At 73.7% G+C, this 15,302-nt stretch carries 13 protein-coding genes; 9 read left to right on the plus strand and 4 right to left on the minus strand.

The window, feature by feature from the left end:
- Positions 1 to 358: 358 nt before the first annotated feature.
- The 5 genes from kdpB (at position 359) to OG357_RS08220 (ending at position 5,144) form a co-directional block, all read left to right on the plus strand.
- Positions 359 to 2,518 carry a potassium-transporting ATPase subunit KdpB gene (kdpB, locus tag OG357_RS08205; protein ID WP_329620521.1) on the plus strand — a complete coding sequence of 720 codons (2,160 nt, stop codon included), beginning with the start codon at positions 359 to 361 and terminating at the stop codon, positions 2,516 to 2,518.
- Positions 2,519 to 2,780: 262 nt separating this feature from the next.
- Positions 2,781 to 3,590 carry an SDR family NAD(P)-dependent oxidoreductase gene (locus OG357_RS08210; RefSeq protein WP_329620522.1) on the plus strand — a complete coding sequence of 270 codons (810 nt, stop codon included), beginning with the start codon at positions 2,781 to 2,783 and terminating at the stop codon, positions 3,588 to 3,590.
- 25 nt (positions 3,591 to 3,615) lie between these two features.
- A complete protein-coding gene (locus tag OG357_RS38820; RefSeq protein WP_371637667.1) occupies positions 3,616 to 3,693 on the plus strand; it encodes a 50S ribosomal protein bL37 in 78 nt (25 codons plus the stop codon).
- 74 nt (positions 3,694 to 3,767) lie between these two features.
- Positions 3,768 to 4,556 carry a GNAT family N-acetyltransferase gene (locus OG357_RS08215; RefSeq protein WP_329620523.1) on the plus strand — a complete coding sequence of 263 codons (789 nt, stop codon included), beginning with the start codon at positions 3,768 to 3,770 and terminating at the stop codon, positions 4,554 to 4,556.
- Between the two features lie 54 nt (positions 4,557 to 4,610).
- A complete protein-coding gene (locus OG357_RS08220; protein ID WP_329620524.1) occupies positions 4,611 to 5,144 on the plus strand; it encodes a hypothetical protein in 534 nt (177 codons plus the stop codon).
- 12 nt (positions 5,145 to 5,156) lie between these two features.
- On the opposite strand, the gene lysA is transcribed toward OG357_RS08220, so the two are convergent.
- Together lysA and OG357_RS08230 are read right to left on the minus strand one after the other, a co-directional pair.
- Positions 5,157 to 6,527 carry a diaminopimelate decarboxylase gene (gene lysA / locus OG357_RS08225; RefSeq protein ID WP_329620525.1) on the minus strand — a complete coding sequence of 457 codons (1,371 nt, stop codon included), beginning with the start codon at positions 6,525 to 6,527 and terminating at the stop codon, positions 5,157 to 5,159.
- A gap of 14 nt (positions 6,528 to 6,541) precedes the next feature.
- A complete protein-coding gene (locus OG357_RS08230) occupies positions 6,542 to 6,994 on the minus strand; it encodes an SAV_915 family protein (protein WP_329620526.1) in 453 nt (150 codons plus the stop codon).
- Positions 6,995 to 7,347: 353 nt separating this feature from the next.
- Between OG357_RS08230 and OG357_RS08235 the strand changes: the two genes are divergently transcribed.
- The 4 genes from OG357_RS08235 to OG357_RS08250 all read left to right on the plus strand — a co-directional run bounded on the left by OG357_RS08235 (position 7,348) and on the right by OG357_RS08250 (position 11,703).
- Complete coding sequence (locus OG357_RS08235; RefSeq protein ID WP_329620527.1) at positions 7,348 to 9,303, plus strand: amino acid transporter; 1,956 nt, start codon at positions 7,348 to 7,350, stop codon at positions 9,301 to 9,303.
- Between the two features lie 134 nt (positions 9,304 to 9,437).
- A complete protein-coding gene (locus OG357_RS08240; RefSeq protein WP_329620528.1) occupies positions 9,438 to 10,073 on the plus strand; it encodes an ABC transporter ATP-binding protein in 636 nt (211 codons plus the stop codon).
- The gene (locus OG357_RS08245) at positions 10,070 to 10,948 is read left to right on the plus strand and encodes a metal ABC transporter permease (RefSeq protein WP_329620529.1); all 879 of its coding nucleotides are present in this window, start codon (positions 10,070 to 10,072) and stop codon (positions 10,946 to 10,948) included. The genes OG357_RS08240 and OG357_RS08245 overlap by 4 nt, the downstream gene beginning before the upstream one ends.
- Positions 10,897 to 11,703 (plus strand): metal ABC transporter solute-binding protein, Zn/Mn family, encoded by an 807-nt coding sequence (locus tag OG357_RS08250; RefSeq protein WP_329620530.1) that lies wholly within the window; start codon positions 10,897 to 10,899, stop codon positions 11,701 to 11,703. The genes OG357_RS08245 and OG357_RS08250 overlap by 52 nt, the downstream gene beginning before the upstream one ends.
- A 48-nt stretch (positions 11,704 to 11,751) precedes the next feature.
- Here the strand turns inward: OG357_RS08250 and OG357_RS08255 are convergent, their stop codons facing one another.
- On the minus strand, positions 11,752 to 13,413 hold the full coding sequence (locus tag OG357_RS08255; protein WP_329620531.1) for a class I adenylate-forming enzyme family protein: 1,662 nt from the start codon (positions 13,411 to 13,413) through the stop codon (positions 11,752 to 11,754).
- On the minus strand, positions 13,410 to 15,221 hold the full coding sequence (locus tag OG357_RS08260) for a CoA transferase (protein WP_329620532.1): 1,812 nt from the start codon (positions 15,219 to 15,221) through the stop codon (positions 13,410 to 13,412). Before OG357_RS08260 ends, OG357_RS08255 begins: the two co-directional genes overlap by 4 nt.
- Positions 15,222 to 15,302 lie beyond the last annotated feature (81 nt).

The following is a 15,302-nucleotide window of genomic DNA, read 5'->3' on the forward strand; positions in this document are numbered from 1 at the left end:
GGGGGCGTCAATTCGGGTGTTCCGAGGCGGCCTCCGCCGCCCGGTGGGCCTAGCGTGCTTCTCGGTCGCTCACCGGCCGTGGACGTCAGTGGCCTGATCGTCCCCGGACCGCGGGGGCGCGGCAGCACACCCATCCGGCTGCCGCGCCCCCGCTTCCCGAGCGGCGCTGTCCGTCCGCAGCCGCCCTGTGGGTGCCCGGAGAACCTTCCGGCGCCCACGGGACGCGGACGAGGACACCCCTGCCGTGCTCTCCCGGCTCTCCCGGCCTGCGCCGATCGGGCGGACGGGCGGTCGGGCTATCAGAAGGTCTTCCGCGATGCATTCCCGCGCGCCCCAGCAGGCGCCCTCCGCTTCCCTGATGCCGACCGGTCCGACCGGCCCGATCGCCCCGCCCGCGGGGACCGGTCCGCCCCGCAACCCGGCCCCCACGCCCAAGCGGCGGCGCTCCGCGCGGAGCAGCGGCCTGCTCGATCCCGTACAGCTGGTGACGTGCTTCCCGGAGGCCGTGCGCAAGCTGCATCCGCGGACCCTGGTGCGCAATCCCGTGCTGTTCGTCGTCGGGGTCGGTTCGGTGCTCACGACGCTGTCGGCGCTGGTCAACCCGTCGGTGTTCACCTGGGTGATCAGCGTCTGGCTGTGGCTGACGGTGATCTTCGCGAACCTCGCCGAGGCGGTGGCGGAGGGCCGCGGCAAGGCCCAGGCCGAGTCGCTGCGCCGGGCGCGTACGGACACGGTGGCGCTGCGGCTGCGGCACTGGCGGTACGGGACGGACCTCGACCGGGCGGAGACGGAGGCCGTCGCCGCCACCGACCTGCGGCTCTTCGACTTCGTGCTCGTCGAGGCGGGCGAGCTGGTCCCGGCCGACGGCGACGTCGTCGACGGCGTCGCGGCGGTCGACGAGTCCGCCGTGACCGGCGAGTCCGCGCCGGTCATCCGGGAGTCGGGCGGCGACCGGTCGGGGGTCACGGGCGGGACGACGGTCCTCTCGGACCGGATCGTCGTACGGGTCACCTCCCGCCCCGGCCACTCCTTCATGGACCGGATGATCGCCCTCGTCGAGGGCGCCTCACGGCAGAAGACGCCGAACGAGATCGCACTGAACATCCTGCTCGCCGCCCTCACCGTCGTCTTCGTCCTGGTGGTCGTGGCGATCCAGCCGATGGCCGCGTACGCCGGGGCCCTGCCCTCCACCACCGTGCTCGTCGCCCTGCTCGTGACCCTGATCCCGACGACCATCGGCGCGCTGCTCTCGGCGATCGGCATCGCCGGCATGGACCGGCTCGTGCAGCGCAACGTCCTCGCCATGTCGGGCCGCGCGGTCGAGGCCGCCGGCGACATCGGCACCCTGCTCCTCGACAAGACCGGGACGATCACCCTGGGGAACCGGGAGGCCGCCGACTTCGTCCCGCTGCCGGGCGTCGACGAGGCCCGGCTCGCGAACGCCGCGCAGCTCGCCTCCCTGACCGACGAGACGCCCGAGGGCCGGTCCGTGGTCGTCCTGGCCAAGGAGCGGTACGGGCTGCGGGCGCCGGCCGAGGGCGAGCTCGCGAACGCCCGGTTCGTCGAGTTCAGCGCGCAGACCCGGATGAGCGGCGTCGACCTGCGCTGGGACAACGGCGCCGTCTGCCATCTCCGCAAGGGTGCGTCGGCGCAGGTCATCGCCTGGGTCGAGATGTACGGCGGGAAGGTGCCGGGCGAGGCGCGCGCCTGGAGCGACCAGATCTCGGGCGCCGGCGGCACCCCGCTCCTGGTGGCCGTCAACGACTGGGACGGACCACGGGTCCTCGGGATCGTCCACCTCAAGGACGTGGTGAAGGACGGCATCAAGGAGCGGTTCGCGGAGCTGCGGCGGATGGGCATCCGTACGGTGATGATCACCGGCGACAATCCGCTCACCGCGCGCGCCATCGCCCACGAGGCCGGGGTCGACGACTATCTGGCCGAGGCGACCCCGGAGGACAAGCTCGCGCTCATCAAGCGGGAGCAGGAGGGCGGCAAGCTCGTCGCCATGACGGGCGACGGCACCAACGACGCCCCCGCGCTCGCCCAGGCGGATGTCGGTGTCGCCATGAACACGGGCACATCGGCCGCGAAGGAGGCCGGCAACATGGTCGACCTCGACTCCAACCCGACCAAGCTCATCGAGATCGTCGAGATCGGCAAGCAACTCCTCATCACCCGGGGCGCCTTGACGACCTTCTCGATCACCAACGACGTCGCGAAGTACTTCGCGATCATCCCGGCCATGTTCGCCGGCGCCTACCCGGGGCTCGAAGCGCTGAACATCATGGGGCTGCACAGCCCGACGTCGGCCATCACGTCGGCCATCATCTTCAACGCCCTGATCATCGTGGCGCTCATCCCGCTCGCGCTGCGGGGCGTCCGCTACCGCCCGAGCTCCGCGCACGACCTGCTGCGTCGCAACCTGGCCGTGTACGGGCTCGGTGGCCTCGTCCTGCCCTTCCTCGGCATCAAGGTCATCGACCTCGTCGTCTCCACCATCCCCGGCCTGGGGTGATCCGTCGTCAGGGGGGCGTCAGGGAAGGCCCGTCGGGCTTGTCGCCTCCCGCCGGCTCGGGTTCGATGGACAGCATGAACAGCGCGTGGCTCCTGACCGACCGGCCGCCCCATCGGGCGCCCCGTCGTGAGCCCCGCTGTCCGGAGACGTCCGCCCGCCGCTGACCGTCTCCGGCTCTGCCACGGGGCGTCGTGACATCACTGTCCGACGCCCCGTCCGCGTACCCGATCCACACTCTTCACCCTTGAGGGACTGACCAGTCATGTCCGTATCCGACCTTTCCTCCCGTACCGTCCTGGTGACCGGTGCCACCTCCGGTATCGGCTACCAGACCGCGCGACTCCTCGCCGAACGCGGCGCGACGGTGCTCGTCCACGGCCGCACGGCCGAGGAGGCGCACGCCGCCACCGACCGGCTCGTCACCCTCGCCGACGTCGACGGGTCCCGACTGTGCGCGTTCGGCGCGGACTTCACCCGCCTGGAGGAGGTCGAGCAGCTCGCCGCACGGGTCCTCGCCGAACACCCGCACCTCGACGTGCTCGTCAACAACGCGGGCATGGCGGCGCCCGAGCGGCACACCGTCACGGCCGACGGCAACGAGATCGCGTTCCAGGTCAACTTCCTCGCGCACTACCTGCTCACGCACCTGCTCGAACCGGCGCTGACCACCGACCCCGGCGGCCGGGTCGTCAACGTCTCGTCCTCGCTGCACCGCACCGGCTCCATCGCGTGGAACGACCCCAACCGGGTCCGCCGCTACTCGCGCCTCGCCGCCTACGCCCAGTCGCAGCTCGCTCTGACGGTCTTCGCGGCCGACCCGCGGGTCACCGCCGTCTCCGTCCACCCCGGCATCTGCACCACCAGCCTCCTCCCCCTGTACGCCCACGAGGGCGTCGCGCCGGCCGAGGGCGCCGCGCACGTCGTGCGGCTCTGCGACCCGGCCGTCGAGATCGTCAACGGCGCCTACTACGACCGCGATCACCGGGTCGCCCCCGCGGCCGCCGCCTCCGAGCCCCGCACCGTCAAGCGCCTCACCAAGCTCGCCGACCTCCTCGTCGGCCAGTCCGCCTGACGGCCTGAAAGGAACCCGTACCGCCATGTCGAAGCGCGCACGCAAGAAGAAGGACCGCCGCAAGAAGAAGGCGAACCACGGCCGCAGGGCCGGGGCTCGCTGAACCCCCCGGGGGCGGCCCGCACCCGGGCCGCCCCCGCTTTGTTCCTCCGCCCGCCTTCCGCACCAGGAGGTGCCGTGATCTCCCACTCGTCCCACCAACCACCCGCTCCCGCCCGCGTGTTCCTGTCCGGCGCGCCCGGCACCGGGGCCCTCGCCGAGCACGTCCTCGCCACCGGCCACGGCCAGTGGTGGACCGACCGGGCCGAGAAGCCCCGCGTGGTGGCGGTGACGTGCGGCGGACACGCCCTCCTGGCCGGCGATCCCAGCGCCGTCACCCCGGACGAACTGGCCCCGCTCGCCCGGCACTACGTCGACACGTCCCGCCGCTTCGTCCCCGTCCTCGAAGCCGCCTTCGAGCAGCTCGTCCCATGGGAGCAGATGCTCTACCTCCACCGCGCCGTGGCCGTCGCGCCGCGCGTCCCCCGGGGCGTGACCGTGCGCCGCCTCACCCCCGAGGACGGCCCGGCGCTCGCCGCGCTCGACCCGTCCATGGCCTGGATCCACGGGAGTTGGGAAGGACCCGCCGCCCTCGCCGCGTCGGGCGCGGGCTGGGTGGCGGTGCGCAAGGGCCGGGTCGTCGCCGTGGCGTGCAGCCGGTTCGTCGGCAGCCGCTACGAGGACGTCGCCTGCGCCACCTCGCCCGAGGAGCGCCGTCAGCACCTCGCCCTGGCCTGCGTGTCCGGGCTGACGGCCGACATCGCGGCGCGCGGCCGGCTCGCCGGCTGGAGCTGCTCCCGCGACAACCGGCCCAGCCGCCTCCTCGCCTGGACCGCCGGCTTCCGGCTCGCGCACGAGTACGTCCACCACGTCGCCGGACCCGTCAGTCCCGTCAGCCCCGCGTCAAGGTCGGCGGCGGCCGCATAGGTACCGCGTCAAGGCGGAGTCACACGGGTCGGCCGCCGTCCTAGCGTCCGTGCCATGGAGCAACGATTCGTTCCGCCGTCGGAGCGCGACGACCGCACTGTGCACGACACCGAGTGGGCCCGCGACGCCCGGGCCGCCGCCGGCTGCGCCGGGCTGCTGCAAGCCGTGTCCCTGGCCGTGGACGCCGGGGACGACGGCCTGACCCTGACGAGCACACTGCTGTGGATCGCGCTCTCCGTCGCGCTCTTCGTGATCCTGCTGCCCGACCGGGTCGTCGCGGCCCCGGGCCGGGTCGCCGTCCGGGGCCTGTGGACCCGCCGTACCGTACGCACCGACCGGCTCGCCGCGGTCCGCTGGCCCACCGGCGTCGAACAGCGCGTCGACCTCGTCGACACGGACGGCGGCCGGGCCCGGATCGAGCTGCGCGTCCTCCTCGCCAACCCGCGGCTCTGGCTGCTCCTGGAGGACGGCGCACGCTCCTCCCACGCCCGCGGCACGCTGCGGGAGGGCGCGAAGGACCTCGACCGGCTCGCCCGCCGCGTCAATCGGCACAGCGCCCACTCGGAGGGGTCTTTGACGGATCCCTGAGGAGGCCGGGCCTCAGAGGCCGACGTCGCGGGCTCGGAGGTCGGCCAGGGTCTCCCGGCGGACGAGGAGCCGGGCGCGGCCGTCGAGGACGGCGACCACCGGCGGGCGGCCCACGAGGTTGTACGCGGACGCCATCGACAGGTGGTACGCGCCCGCCACCGGCAGCGCGAGGAGGTCGCCGGGGCGGATGTCGGCGGGCAGCGGGACGTCCTCGGCCAGGACGTCCCCGGCCTCGCAGTGCCGGCCGACGACCGTCACGCGCTCGGCACCGGCGCCCGAGTGGCGGCCGATGAGGCGGGGCGTGTACCGCACTCCGTACAGCGCGGGGCGCGGGTTGTCGCTCATCCCGCCGTCCACGGCCACGAAGGTGCGGCCCGGCGTGCGCTTCACCACGAGGACCCGGTAGACCGCGACCCCGGCGGGGCCGACGACGGCCCGCCCCGGTTCGATGATCAGGCGCGGGACGGGAAGTCCGGCCGCCGCGCAGCTCTCGGCGAGTTCGGCGCGCACCTTGCGGGCCAGGGTGGTCAGGTCGAGGGCGGGCTCGCCGGGGCGGTAGGCGACGCCGTGGCCGCCGCCGAGGTCGAGCTCGGGGAGCGTGACCCCGTGGGCGTCGCGGACCCTGGCCATGAGGCCGACGAGCCGTCGCACGGCCACCAGGTACGGCTTGACGTCCGCGATCTGCGAGCCCAGATGGCAGTGGATGCCGGTGAGTTCGAGATGCGGCTGGTCGAGGACGCGGGCAATGGCGTGCTGGGCGTGGCCGTCCCGGAGGGAGAGGCCGAACTTCTGGTCGTCCGAGCCCGTACGGATCTTCCGGTGGCCGCCCGCGCTGATGCCCGGCGTCACCCGGACCATGACCTTCTGGCGGCCGTCGGTGCCGACCGCCGCGGCGATCCGGGCGATCTCGGCGGGGGTGTCGATGACGATCCGGCCCACGCCGAGGCGGAGCGCGGTCTCCAGGTCCTGCGGGGACTTGGCGTTGCCGTGGAGCAGGATCCGCTCGGCCGGAAAACCGGTGGTGACGGCGAGCTCCAGCTCCCCGGCGGAGCACACGTCGAGGCCGAGCCCCTCCTCCTCGACCCAGTGGGCCAGGGCACGGCACAGGAAGGCCTTGGCCGCGTAGTGGATCTCGGCCTCGGGGAAGGCCGTGCGGTAGGTGCGGCAGCGCTCGCGGACCTCGGCCTCGTCGAGGACGTAGACGGGAGTGCCATGGCCCTCGGCGATCTCGGTGAGCGGTACGCCGCCGACGAGGAGCTGTCCGTGAGGCCGCTCGGTGGTGGTGGCGGGCCAGACGGAGAGCGCGTCGACGGGCGCGGTTCCGGGGGAGCCGGGAGTGCCGGACGGGGCCGTGGCAGGGGCGGGCAGGGGCAGAGTGGTCATCTCCGAGGCTCCCTTCAGCTCGCGAGCGCGGTGAACGTGAACGGGCGCGGGTCGGCCACGGGGGCGGGAGCCGGCTTCGGGCTCGGCCTCTGGCTCGGTTTGAGCTCCGCCTTTGGCCGCGGCTTCGGGCTTGCCGCACCGACCGGGACCAGAGCCGGGGCCGAGACGGGTACCAAGGCCGGGGCCGGGGCCGAGAACGCCGGGTCGATCCTCAGCGCGTGGACGCCCAGCGGCTCCGTGAGCGCGCGCAGCGCCGGTTCCGCGAGGAGGACCCACGGCTGAGTGGCCCCGAGGACCGCCCTCAACCGTCCCGGATCCGTGAAGGCGACGGCGGTCCTGCCGCCGGCCGGCGTCCGGAAGAGCCGGGTCGCCCAGCCGCCGGCGCACGGCCGGACGGGCACGCAGAGTCGTCCGGACAGGGGCTGTTTGAAGGGTTCGGCGTCGTCTCCGAACAGAGCGTCTGCCATCGGTTCCTCCCGAGGAGCGAAACACGGTCCCCAGCACGGTCGCGCCGGGGGTGCTCTTCGACGCTATGCCCGGTGATCGCCGGTCCCTGGTCCCCCCTGACGCGGCCCTGACGGAACGAGGCGGGACGCATACGCCGCACATACGCCGCGCCTCCCTCTCGCAGACGCCTGCGCAGGCGTCTGCGCGGGCGCCGTGCCCGGTTTCGGCCCGTCCGCCTCCGTACGAGGGCATCTTGACGCTTTCCTGACGCGCCCGCCCAGGCCCGTCGCACACCCCGTGCATACGCTGGCTCGGCCATCCGTGCGATGGCCGGAAATCCCCCCTCATCGAGCAGCACCCCAGGAGCACCCCCATGGCCACCACGAACGACACGCGCACCGGACGATTGCGCGCGTGGATGCTGGAGGGCCTCTCCGACATGGGGAAGGGCAAGCCTTCCCGGCCCAAGGAGGCGGCGCCGGACAGCGGGCACGCGGGGCAGCGCTGGTGGCGGGTGATGTGTCTGACCGGTGTCGACTACTTCTCGACACTCGGATATCAGCCCGGCATCGCCGCCCTCGCGGCCGGTCTCCTCTCCCCCATCGCGACCGTCGTCCTCGTCGTCGTGACCCTCGCCGGCGCCCTGCCCGTCTACCGCCGGGTCGCCGAGGAGAGCCCGCGCGGCGAGGGGTCGATCGCGATGCTGTCGCGGCTGCTGTCCTTCTGGAAGGGCAAGCTGTTCGTCCTCACCCTGCTGGGCTTCGCCGCGACGGACTTCCTCATCACCATCACGCTCTCCGCGGCGGACGCCTCCACCCACCTGGTGGAGAACCCGCACCTCGAAGAGGCGCTGCACAGCAAGCAGATGGTCATCACGCTCGTTCTGATCGCCCTGCTCGGCGCGGTGTTCCTCAAGGGCTTCCTGGAGGCGATCGGGGTCGCCGTCGCCCTCGTCGGGGTCTATCTCGCGCTCAACGCCGTGGTGGTCGTCACCGGCCTGTGGCACGTGATCACCGAGGGGCACGTGGTGACGGACTGGAGCGCCGCGCTGACCGCCGAACACGGCAACGTGTTCGCGATGATCGGCGTCGCCCTGCTCGTCTTCCCCAAGCTCGCGCTCGGCCTGTCGGGCTTCGAGACCGGTGTCGCCGTCATGCCGCACGTCAAGGGCGACCCGGGTGACACCGAGGCCCACCCCGCCGGCCGCATCCGGGACACCAAGAAGCTCCTGACGACGGCCGCGCTGATCATGAGCGTCTTCCTGATCAGTACGAGCTTCATCACCACCGTCCTCATCCCCCACGAGGAGTTCGAGTCCGGCGGCGACGCCAACGGCCGCGCGCTCGCCTACCTCGCCCACGAGTACCTCGGCAACACCTTCGGCACGGTCTACGACGCCTCGACCATCGCCATCCTGTGGTTCGCCGGTGCCTCGGCCATGGCCGGTCTGCTCAACCTGATGCCCCGCTACCTGCCCAAGTACGGCATGGCCCCGCACTGGGCGCGGGCCGTGCGCCCCATGGTCATCGTCTTCACCCTGGTCGCGTTCCTGGTCACGTGGATCTTCGACGCCGACGTCGACGCCCAGGGCGGCGCGTACGCCACCGGTGTCCTCGTCCTGATCTGCTCGGCCGCCATCGCCGTGACCATCGCTGCGCGCAAGGCCCGTCAGCGCGGCTGGACGATCGGTTTCGGCGTCATCTCCGCCGTCTTCCTCTACACCACCGTCCTGAACGTGATCGAGCGCCCCGACGGCGTGAAGATCGGTGCCTGCTTCATCGCCGGCATCATCCTCATCTCCCTCCTCTCCCGCCTCGGCCGCGCCTTCGAGCTGCGCGTCACGCACGTCGAGCTGGACGAGCTGGCCGAGCGGTTCGTCCGCGACATCTCCCACCGCACGCCCCGGTTCATCGCCAACGAACCCGACCGCCGCGACATCGCCGAGTACCGCGAGAAGATCGAGCAGATCCGCGCCGACAACGACATCCCGACCTCCGAGGACTTCGTCTTCGTCGAGGTGACGGTCACCGACCCGTCCGAGTTCGAGGCCGGTCTGACCGTACGGGGCGAGGTCCTGCACGGGCGCTACCGCGTCCTCACCATCGAGTCCTCCTCCATCCCCAACGGCCTCGCCGCCCTCCTCCTCCACGCCCGGGACACCACCGGCACCCGCCCGCACATCTACTTCGAGTGGACCGAGGGCAATCCGTTCGCCAACTTCCTCCGCTTCTTCCTCCTCGGCCAGGGCGAGGTCGCCCCGGTCACCCGCGAGGTCCTCCGGGAAGCGGAACCGGACCGGGACCGCCGCCCGCGCGTCCACGTCGGCTGACGTCGACTGACGCCGGCTGACGTCGGCCGAGTCGTCCGACGTCTTTCCCGCCGGCGGCGGGAACCCAGCCCGCCTCTCGTCCGACTTCCTGACCACATCGGTGCAGATCGTGCAGGATCGTCGAAGGGCAGAGGATGGGCGGACTCGACCTACGCATGCGCGGAGTCGCCTGCCGGCACGGCCGCGCCGAGGCGGTCACGGGCGTCGACCTGGAGATCGCCGCCGGTGAACGCGTCGCGCTGACCGGGACGAACGGCTCCGGGAAGACGACGCTGCTCCGCGCCGTCCTCGGGCTGCACCGGCGGACGAGCGGCACGATCGAGGTCGGCGGCCGCGAGGCCCGGTCGGCCGCCGACTGGGCGTGGCGGCGCCGGTCCTGTGCGTGGATCCCGCAGAAGCCGGTCGCCGGTCGGTTCCCGCTGCGCGGGGACGAACTCCTCGCGAGCAGCGGGGCGGCGGCCGAGGCGGCCGCAGCCGCGGAGCTGCTGGGCGTCGGCGCGCTGACCGGGAGGCCCGTGGACACCCTGTCCGGCGGGCAGCTGCAACGCATGTACCTGGCACGGGCGATCGGCTGTGTGGCGGCCGGAGCGCAGGTACTCCTGGCCGACGAGCCGACCGCCGCCCTCGACTTCGGCGGCCAGGAGGAGGCGGCCGGCGTGCTGACGGCGCTGCCCGTCACGCTCGTCGTCGTGACCCACGACCGGGCGCTCGCCGCGCGGTGCGACCGGGTCCTGGAGATGGCCGCCGGCCGGCTGCGGGAGGTGCGGTGAACGCGCTCGCGACCGCCGACCTCGGCGCCGTGCTCCAGCTCGTACCGGTGCAGCGGGCCGGGCTCGCCCTGCTCCTCGCGGCCGTCGGCCTGCCGGTCATCGGCGTCGTCATCGTGGGGCTCGACATCATGCCGGTGCGGTTCGCGATGATGCACGTGGCGCTCCTCGGTATCGCGGTGGGGCTGCTGACCGGGCTCGATCCGATGCTGTGCGCGCTCGTCGCGTGCGCCCTGTCGGGAGCGGGGATCGCTCCGCTGGCACGGACGCCGGACGGGCTCTCGGGGGCGATGGGCCTGCTGATGAGCCTGGCGATCGCCGCCGCGCTGCTCGTCCTCGCCGTCTCCGGGGTCAACGCCTCCGGGGCGTTCGCCCTGCTGTGGGGGTCGATCCTCTCGGTCGGCACCCCCGACCTCGTGGTCCTGGGTGTCCTCGCCGTGGTCGTGCCGTCCCTGTTCTGGTGGCGGCGCCGCGAGGTGGCGCTGCTGCTGTACGACCGGGAGCTCGCCCACTGCTCGGGCGTACCGGTCCGCTTCCTCACCACGGCGCTCCTCGTCCTCGTCGCGGTGTCGGTCGCCGGGGCCATCAAGCTGACCGGCGCCCTCCTCGTCGACGCCCTGACCCTGCTGCCCGCGCTGGCCGCGCGCCGGCTGGGCCGCTCGCTGTGGTCGATCACCGTGTGGGCGGTCGGCATCGGCGTCGCGGTCAATCTGACGGGCTTCCTGCTGGCCCTGTGGCTGGACTGGCCTCCGGGCCCGGTCCTCGTCCTGACGGCGGGGGCGGTCGTCCTCGCCGCGCACCTCATTCCCGAACGGAGAAACCGCTCATGGCGCGCAACCGCGTCCGTACCACCCGTCTCGTTTCCGTCCTCGCACTGAGCGCGGCGCTGCCCCTCGCCACCGGATGCGGCACCGAATCCACCCCCGCGCCGGATCAGAAGGCCGCCGGCCGCAAGCCCGTCGTGGTCGTGACGACCACCTGGGAGGGGGCCTTCGCCAAGGCCGCCGGGGCCGAGGACGTCACGGTGATCGTGCCGCGGTCGGTGCACCACGCGCCGGACTACGACCCGAAGCCCTCGGACCTGGCGGCCGTCGCGAAGGCCGACTTCGTGCTGTACGCGCCCTTCGAGCCGTACGCGGCGAAGATCAAGGAGGCGGCGGGCTCGAAGGCGAAGCTCGTCGAGGTGAACCTCGACAACGACCCGGCCAAGGCCGGAGCCGAAGTCGCCCGGCTGGGCGGCCTGTTCGGCACGAAGGACACGGCCTCGCGGTGGAAGACCCGCCTCGACGACGAGGTGGCGAAGCTGAACGGCGAGCTCAAGGCCGCCTGGCCGGACGGGAAGAGGCCCTCGGTCGTCAGTCAGGTCTTCACCGCGTGGGCGGCGGGCCTCGCCGGGGCCACGACGGTGGGGACGTACGGCCCCGAGCCGGTCACCCCCGCCCAACTGGCCTCCCTCTCGGCGAAGAAGCCCGCGCTCGTCCTCGACAACGCGCACATGTCGACGGGCACGGTGCTGCCGGACTCGGGCGCGAAGCAGGTCGGGATCGTGAACTACCCGGGCGAGGACCTGGACTTGCTCAAGGTGTACCGGGATGCGGCGGCCGAGCTGAAGAAGGCGATGGGCGGGGTCTGACCGGTACGGAGGAGAGCCGACCCGCGCGGCTCTCCTCCGTCCGTGCCGTCACGCCCTGACGAGGGTGGTGGCCCGCTCCTCCGCGATCCGGTCCCGCAGGGCCGTGCGGTCCGGCTTCCCCGCGGCGGTGAGCGGCAGTTCGGGCAGGACGAGCAGGTGCTCGGGATGCTTGTGCCGGTCGAGCCCGCGTCCGGTCAGGTACGTGCCCAGCTCGGCCAGGCTCGGCACCCGCCCGCCCTTGGTCACCAGGCAGGCGGCGAGCCGCTCCCCCATCAGCGGGTCGGGGACGCCCACGCACACCACGTCCCTCACCCCCGGGTGGGCGACGAGTGCGCGCTCGACCTCGGCCGGGCTGATGTTCGCGCCGCCGCGGATCACCACGTCCTTGAGGCGGCCCACGACGTGGAGGACGCCCTCCTCGTCGAGGAGGCCGAGGTCGCCGGTGCGGACCCAGCCCTCGGAGGTGCGGTAGCGGGCGTCGAGGTCCGGGGAGGCCACGTAGCAGAGCGGGGTCATGGGGCCACGGGAGACGATCTCGCCGATCCGCCCGTCGGGCAGGGGCTCGTGGGTGTCGGGGTCGGCGATGCGGATCTCCGCCACCCGGGGGTCGGGCCGGCCCGCGACGACGCCGGAGCGGGCGGTGGGCGGCACGGAACGGCCCAGTCCGGTGTGGCAGTTGACGCCGTCGGCCGACCCGTACAGGTTGACGACGGGGCAGCCGAACGCCTCGGCGGCCGCCGCGGCGGTGACCTCGTCGAGAGGGGCGCCGCCCACGACGAGCGCGGTGGGCGCGGGCAGCGGGCCGTCCGTGTGCTCCAGCGCCTCCAGCATCATCCGGACCATGGTGGGGACGCCGAGGACGTGGGTGGGGGCGTGGTCGCGTACGGCGGCGAGGGCGGCCTCGGGTGTGAAGTGGTCGAGGAGGACGAGGGTGCCGCCGTGCCGGGCGAGGGTGACGGCCGTGCCGTTGGAGCCGAAGGCCGAGGCCAGGGGGACGAGGAAGAGCGCGCGGGGCGGGGCTCCGTCGGGCATGAGGGAGGCGAGGAAGTTGCCCCGGCCACCGGCCAGGGCGTTGTGCGAGTACGCGACCATCTTCGGCTCCGCCTCCGAGCCGGAGGAGACGAGGATGCGGGCCGCGCTGTCGGGGTCGGGGCGGGCCGGGACGAATCCGGTGGGGTCCGTACGCAGGAGGGCCGCGAGCCTAATCGTTCCCTCGGGTGCGGTGCCGGGGCCCGCGGCGATCACGTGCCGGACGGTCGGCAGGCCACCCGGGGCGAGGGCGACGAGGTCGGCCGCGGGCGTCCGGCCCCGGTGTGCCGTGGCTGCGACGACCGCCACGGCCTCGGCCCGGCGCAGCAGGCAGGCGGCCTCCGCGGCGCCGCGGCCGACGGGGAAGGGCAGGGCCACCGCTCCGAGCGCGGCGAGGGCCAGGTCGACGACGACGGCGTCGCGCCGGTCGGGGAGCTGGACGGCGACGACGTCCCCGAGGCCGATGCCGAGCCCGCGCAGGCCCTCGGCCAGACATCGGGCCTTGCGGTCGAGCGCGGTGTAGCAGAGCGGGCCCTTGGCGTCGACGAGCGCCGTGCGGTGCGGGTCGGCGATCCGACGCGCCCGGTACAGGCTGTAGACGTCCAGGTCGGGGCATGTGCCGTCCGCCGCCCAGGAGCGGCGGAGCGAGGCGGGGAGCAGATCGTTCAGGGCGACGGTCACGCGAGGCTCCAGGGGTCGGGAACGGCTGGTGCACCGTGCGCGTCCCGGCTGATCGAGCCGGAGAGGCGCGGGTCGTGGGAGAGGCCGGTCAGATCGGTGGTGACCCCGGTGGCCGTCAGTCCGTGGGAACGCAGCTGGTCGAGGGCGTCCTCCGTGCACATCCCGCTCAGGTCGTACGCGGCGGCGGCCGCCGCGCAGGTGTCGCTCGGGGCGATCCAGCCGTCGGCGGTCGGCAGCGGGTGCCGGAAGCCGGCGGGGCGCCGGGGGTCGGATCCGGTGGCGGCCGCGCCCAGGGCGGGGGCGAGGAGGGTGTCGGCGGCGCCGAGCAGGGACGACTCCACCCGTACGCCGTGGCCGGTGCGCTCGCGCAGAAGGAGGCCGGCGAGCACCGCCTCGGCGCCGTGCAGACCGCCCAGGACGTCGAGCAGCGTCATGAGGGACGGCGCGGGAGGCTCGCCGGCCGGGTGGACCGCGTCCCCCACGGCCGTACGGGCCTGCACCATGAAGTCGGTGCCCATGGGGGCGTCGGCCGGCCGGCCGGCCCAGCCGCCGGTGTACGCGTACACGAGGGACGGGTTGGCGTCGGCGAGGTGCTCGGCGTCGAGCCGCAGCTCGGCGGCCTTGCCGGGAGCCCAGTTGTGCAGGAACACGTCGGCCCCGGCGGCGAGTTCGCGCAGGCGGCGCCGGTCGCCGGACGCCTTGATGTCGATCTCGACGGCTTCCTTGCCCCGGTTGAGCGCGAGCCAGCGGGCGGAGATCCCGCCGCAGGCGGGCGGCATCCCGCGCAGCGGGTCGCCGCCCGGCGGTTCGACGCGGATGACGCGCGCCCCGAGGAGCCCCAACAGATGGGCGGCGAGCGGTGCTTGGATGCGGCGGCCCGCTTCGAGGACGGTCAGCCCGGCCAGCGGCCGGCCCGGCGCGGGAGGCATGACGACGGGGGCGTTCCCCGGCCGCAGCGGGGTCAGGGTCCACGGGTCGGCGTCGGCGCCCTCCGCGGGCTCCCCCGCCTCCCCTGCCCGCTCGGCGAGCGTGCGTACGCGGCACACCTCGGCCCCGGACTGCCCGGCCGCCCGCCGGATCCGCTCCCACGTGTGGTGCCGGGTCACGTCGTGCAGCTCGGCGGGGAAGGGGGCGCAGGCGGTGGCGTACCGGAACTGGAAGGGGCGCCAGCCCGCCCGTATCGGCCCGGCGGGCGCGTCCAGGACACGCCAGAACGCCGCCCACGCACCCGGGTCGAGCGTCTCCAGCTCGAAGAGGACACCGTCGGCTGAGGTGAACGGCGGTCCGCCCGGGGCGAGTTCGACCGACTCCTGCTCGTCGGCCCCGGCGGCGGCCAGGTACTGGGACACGGCGAGCAGGCCCGCGCGGTCGGCCGTCGTACGCACGTGCGACACCGGGATGCGGCTCCCCATACCGCCCCGCGCCTGGCCGATGAGGGCGGCGAGCAGGCCCTGGACCGTGAGCACGCCGGTGGCGGTCGCGAGGTAGTCGACGCCGAGGCCGCGTGGGGCCCCGTGACGGCGGCCGTGCACGGCCATCACGCCGGTGGCGGCCTGGGCGGTGGCCTCGTCCTCGATGCCGGAGCCGAGCTCGCCCCAGGCGGTGCGGGCCGTGACGGGCGCGAAACCGCCGCCGCCGAGGACGATCTCCCCGGCGTCCCCGTCACTCGCCCGCGCGCCGAGCCGCCGCAGGTGGTCGGCCACGACCCGGGTCAGGGCCGGCGGCCCCTCGATGCCGAAGCGCAGCGCTTCGAGCGGGCGGCGTACCGACGTATACGTGGTGGAGGTCGTGGTCGATGGGGGCGCCATGCCTCTCCTCTCTTCCGTCACGGTTGCGGGAACCGGCGGGCCGATGCGCCCGACCACTTCCACGGACAGACAGTCGGACGC

Origin of the sequence: Streptomyces sp. NBC_01255 (genome assembly GCF_036226445.1) — a bacterium.
Taxonomy (GTDB): Bacteria; Actinomycetota; Actinomycetes; order Streptomycetales; family Streptomycetaceae; genus Streptomyces.

Coding starts and splice junctions, on each gene's coding strand:
- kdpB (WP_329620521.1), top strand. CDS start 359: ATGCCGACCGGTCCGACCGGCCCGATCGCCCCGCCCGCGGGGACCGGT.
- OG357_RS08210 (WP_329620522.1), top strand. CDS start 2,781: ATGTCCGTATCCGACCTTTCCTCCCGTACCGTCCTGGTGACCGGTGCC.
- OG357_RS38820 (WP_371637667.1), top strand. CDS start 3,616: ATGTCGAAGCGCGCACGCAAGAAGAAGGACCGCCGCAAGAAGAAGGCG.
- OG357_RS08220 (WP_329620524.1), top strand. CDS start 4,611: ATGGAGCAACGATTCGTTCCGCCGTCGGAGCGCGACGACCGCACTGTG.
- lysA (WP_329620525.1), bottom strand. CDS start 6,527: ATGACCACTCTGCCCCTGCCCGCCCCTGCCACGGCCCCGTCCGGCACT.
- OG357_RS08230 (WP_329620526.1), bottom strand. CDS start 6,994: ATGGCAGACGCTCTGTTCGGAGACGACGCCGAACCCTTCAAACAGCCC.
- OG357_RS08235 (WP_329620527.1), top strand. CDS start 7,348: ATGGCCACCACGAACGACACGCGCACCGGACGATTGCGCGCGTGGATG.
- OG357_RS08240 (WP_329620528.1), top strand. CDS start 9,438: ATGGGCGGACTCGACCTACGCATGCGCGGAGTCGCCTGCCGGCACGGC.
- OG357_RS08250 (WP_329620530.1), top strand. CDS start 10,897: ATGGCGCGCAACCGCGTCCGTACCACCCGTCTCGTTTCCGTCCTCGCA.
- OG357_RS08260 (WP_329620532.1), bottom strand. CDS start 15,221: ATGGCGCCCCCATCGACCACGACCTCCACCACGTATACGTCGGTACGC.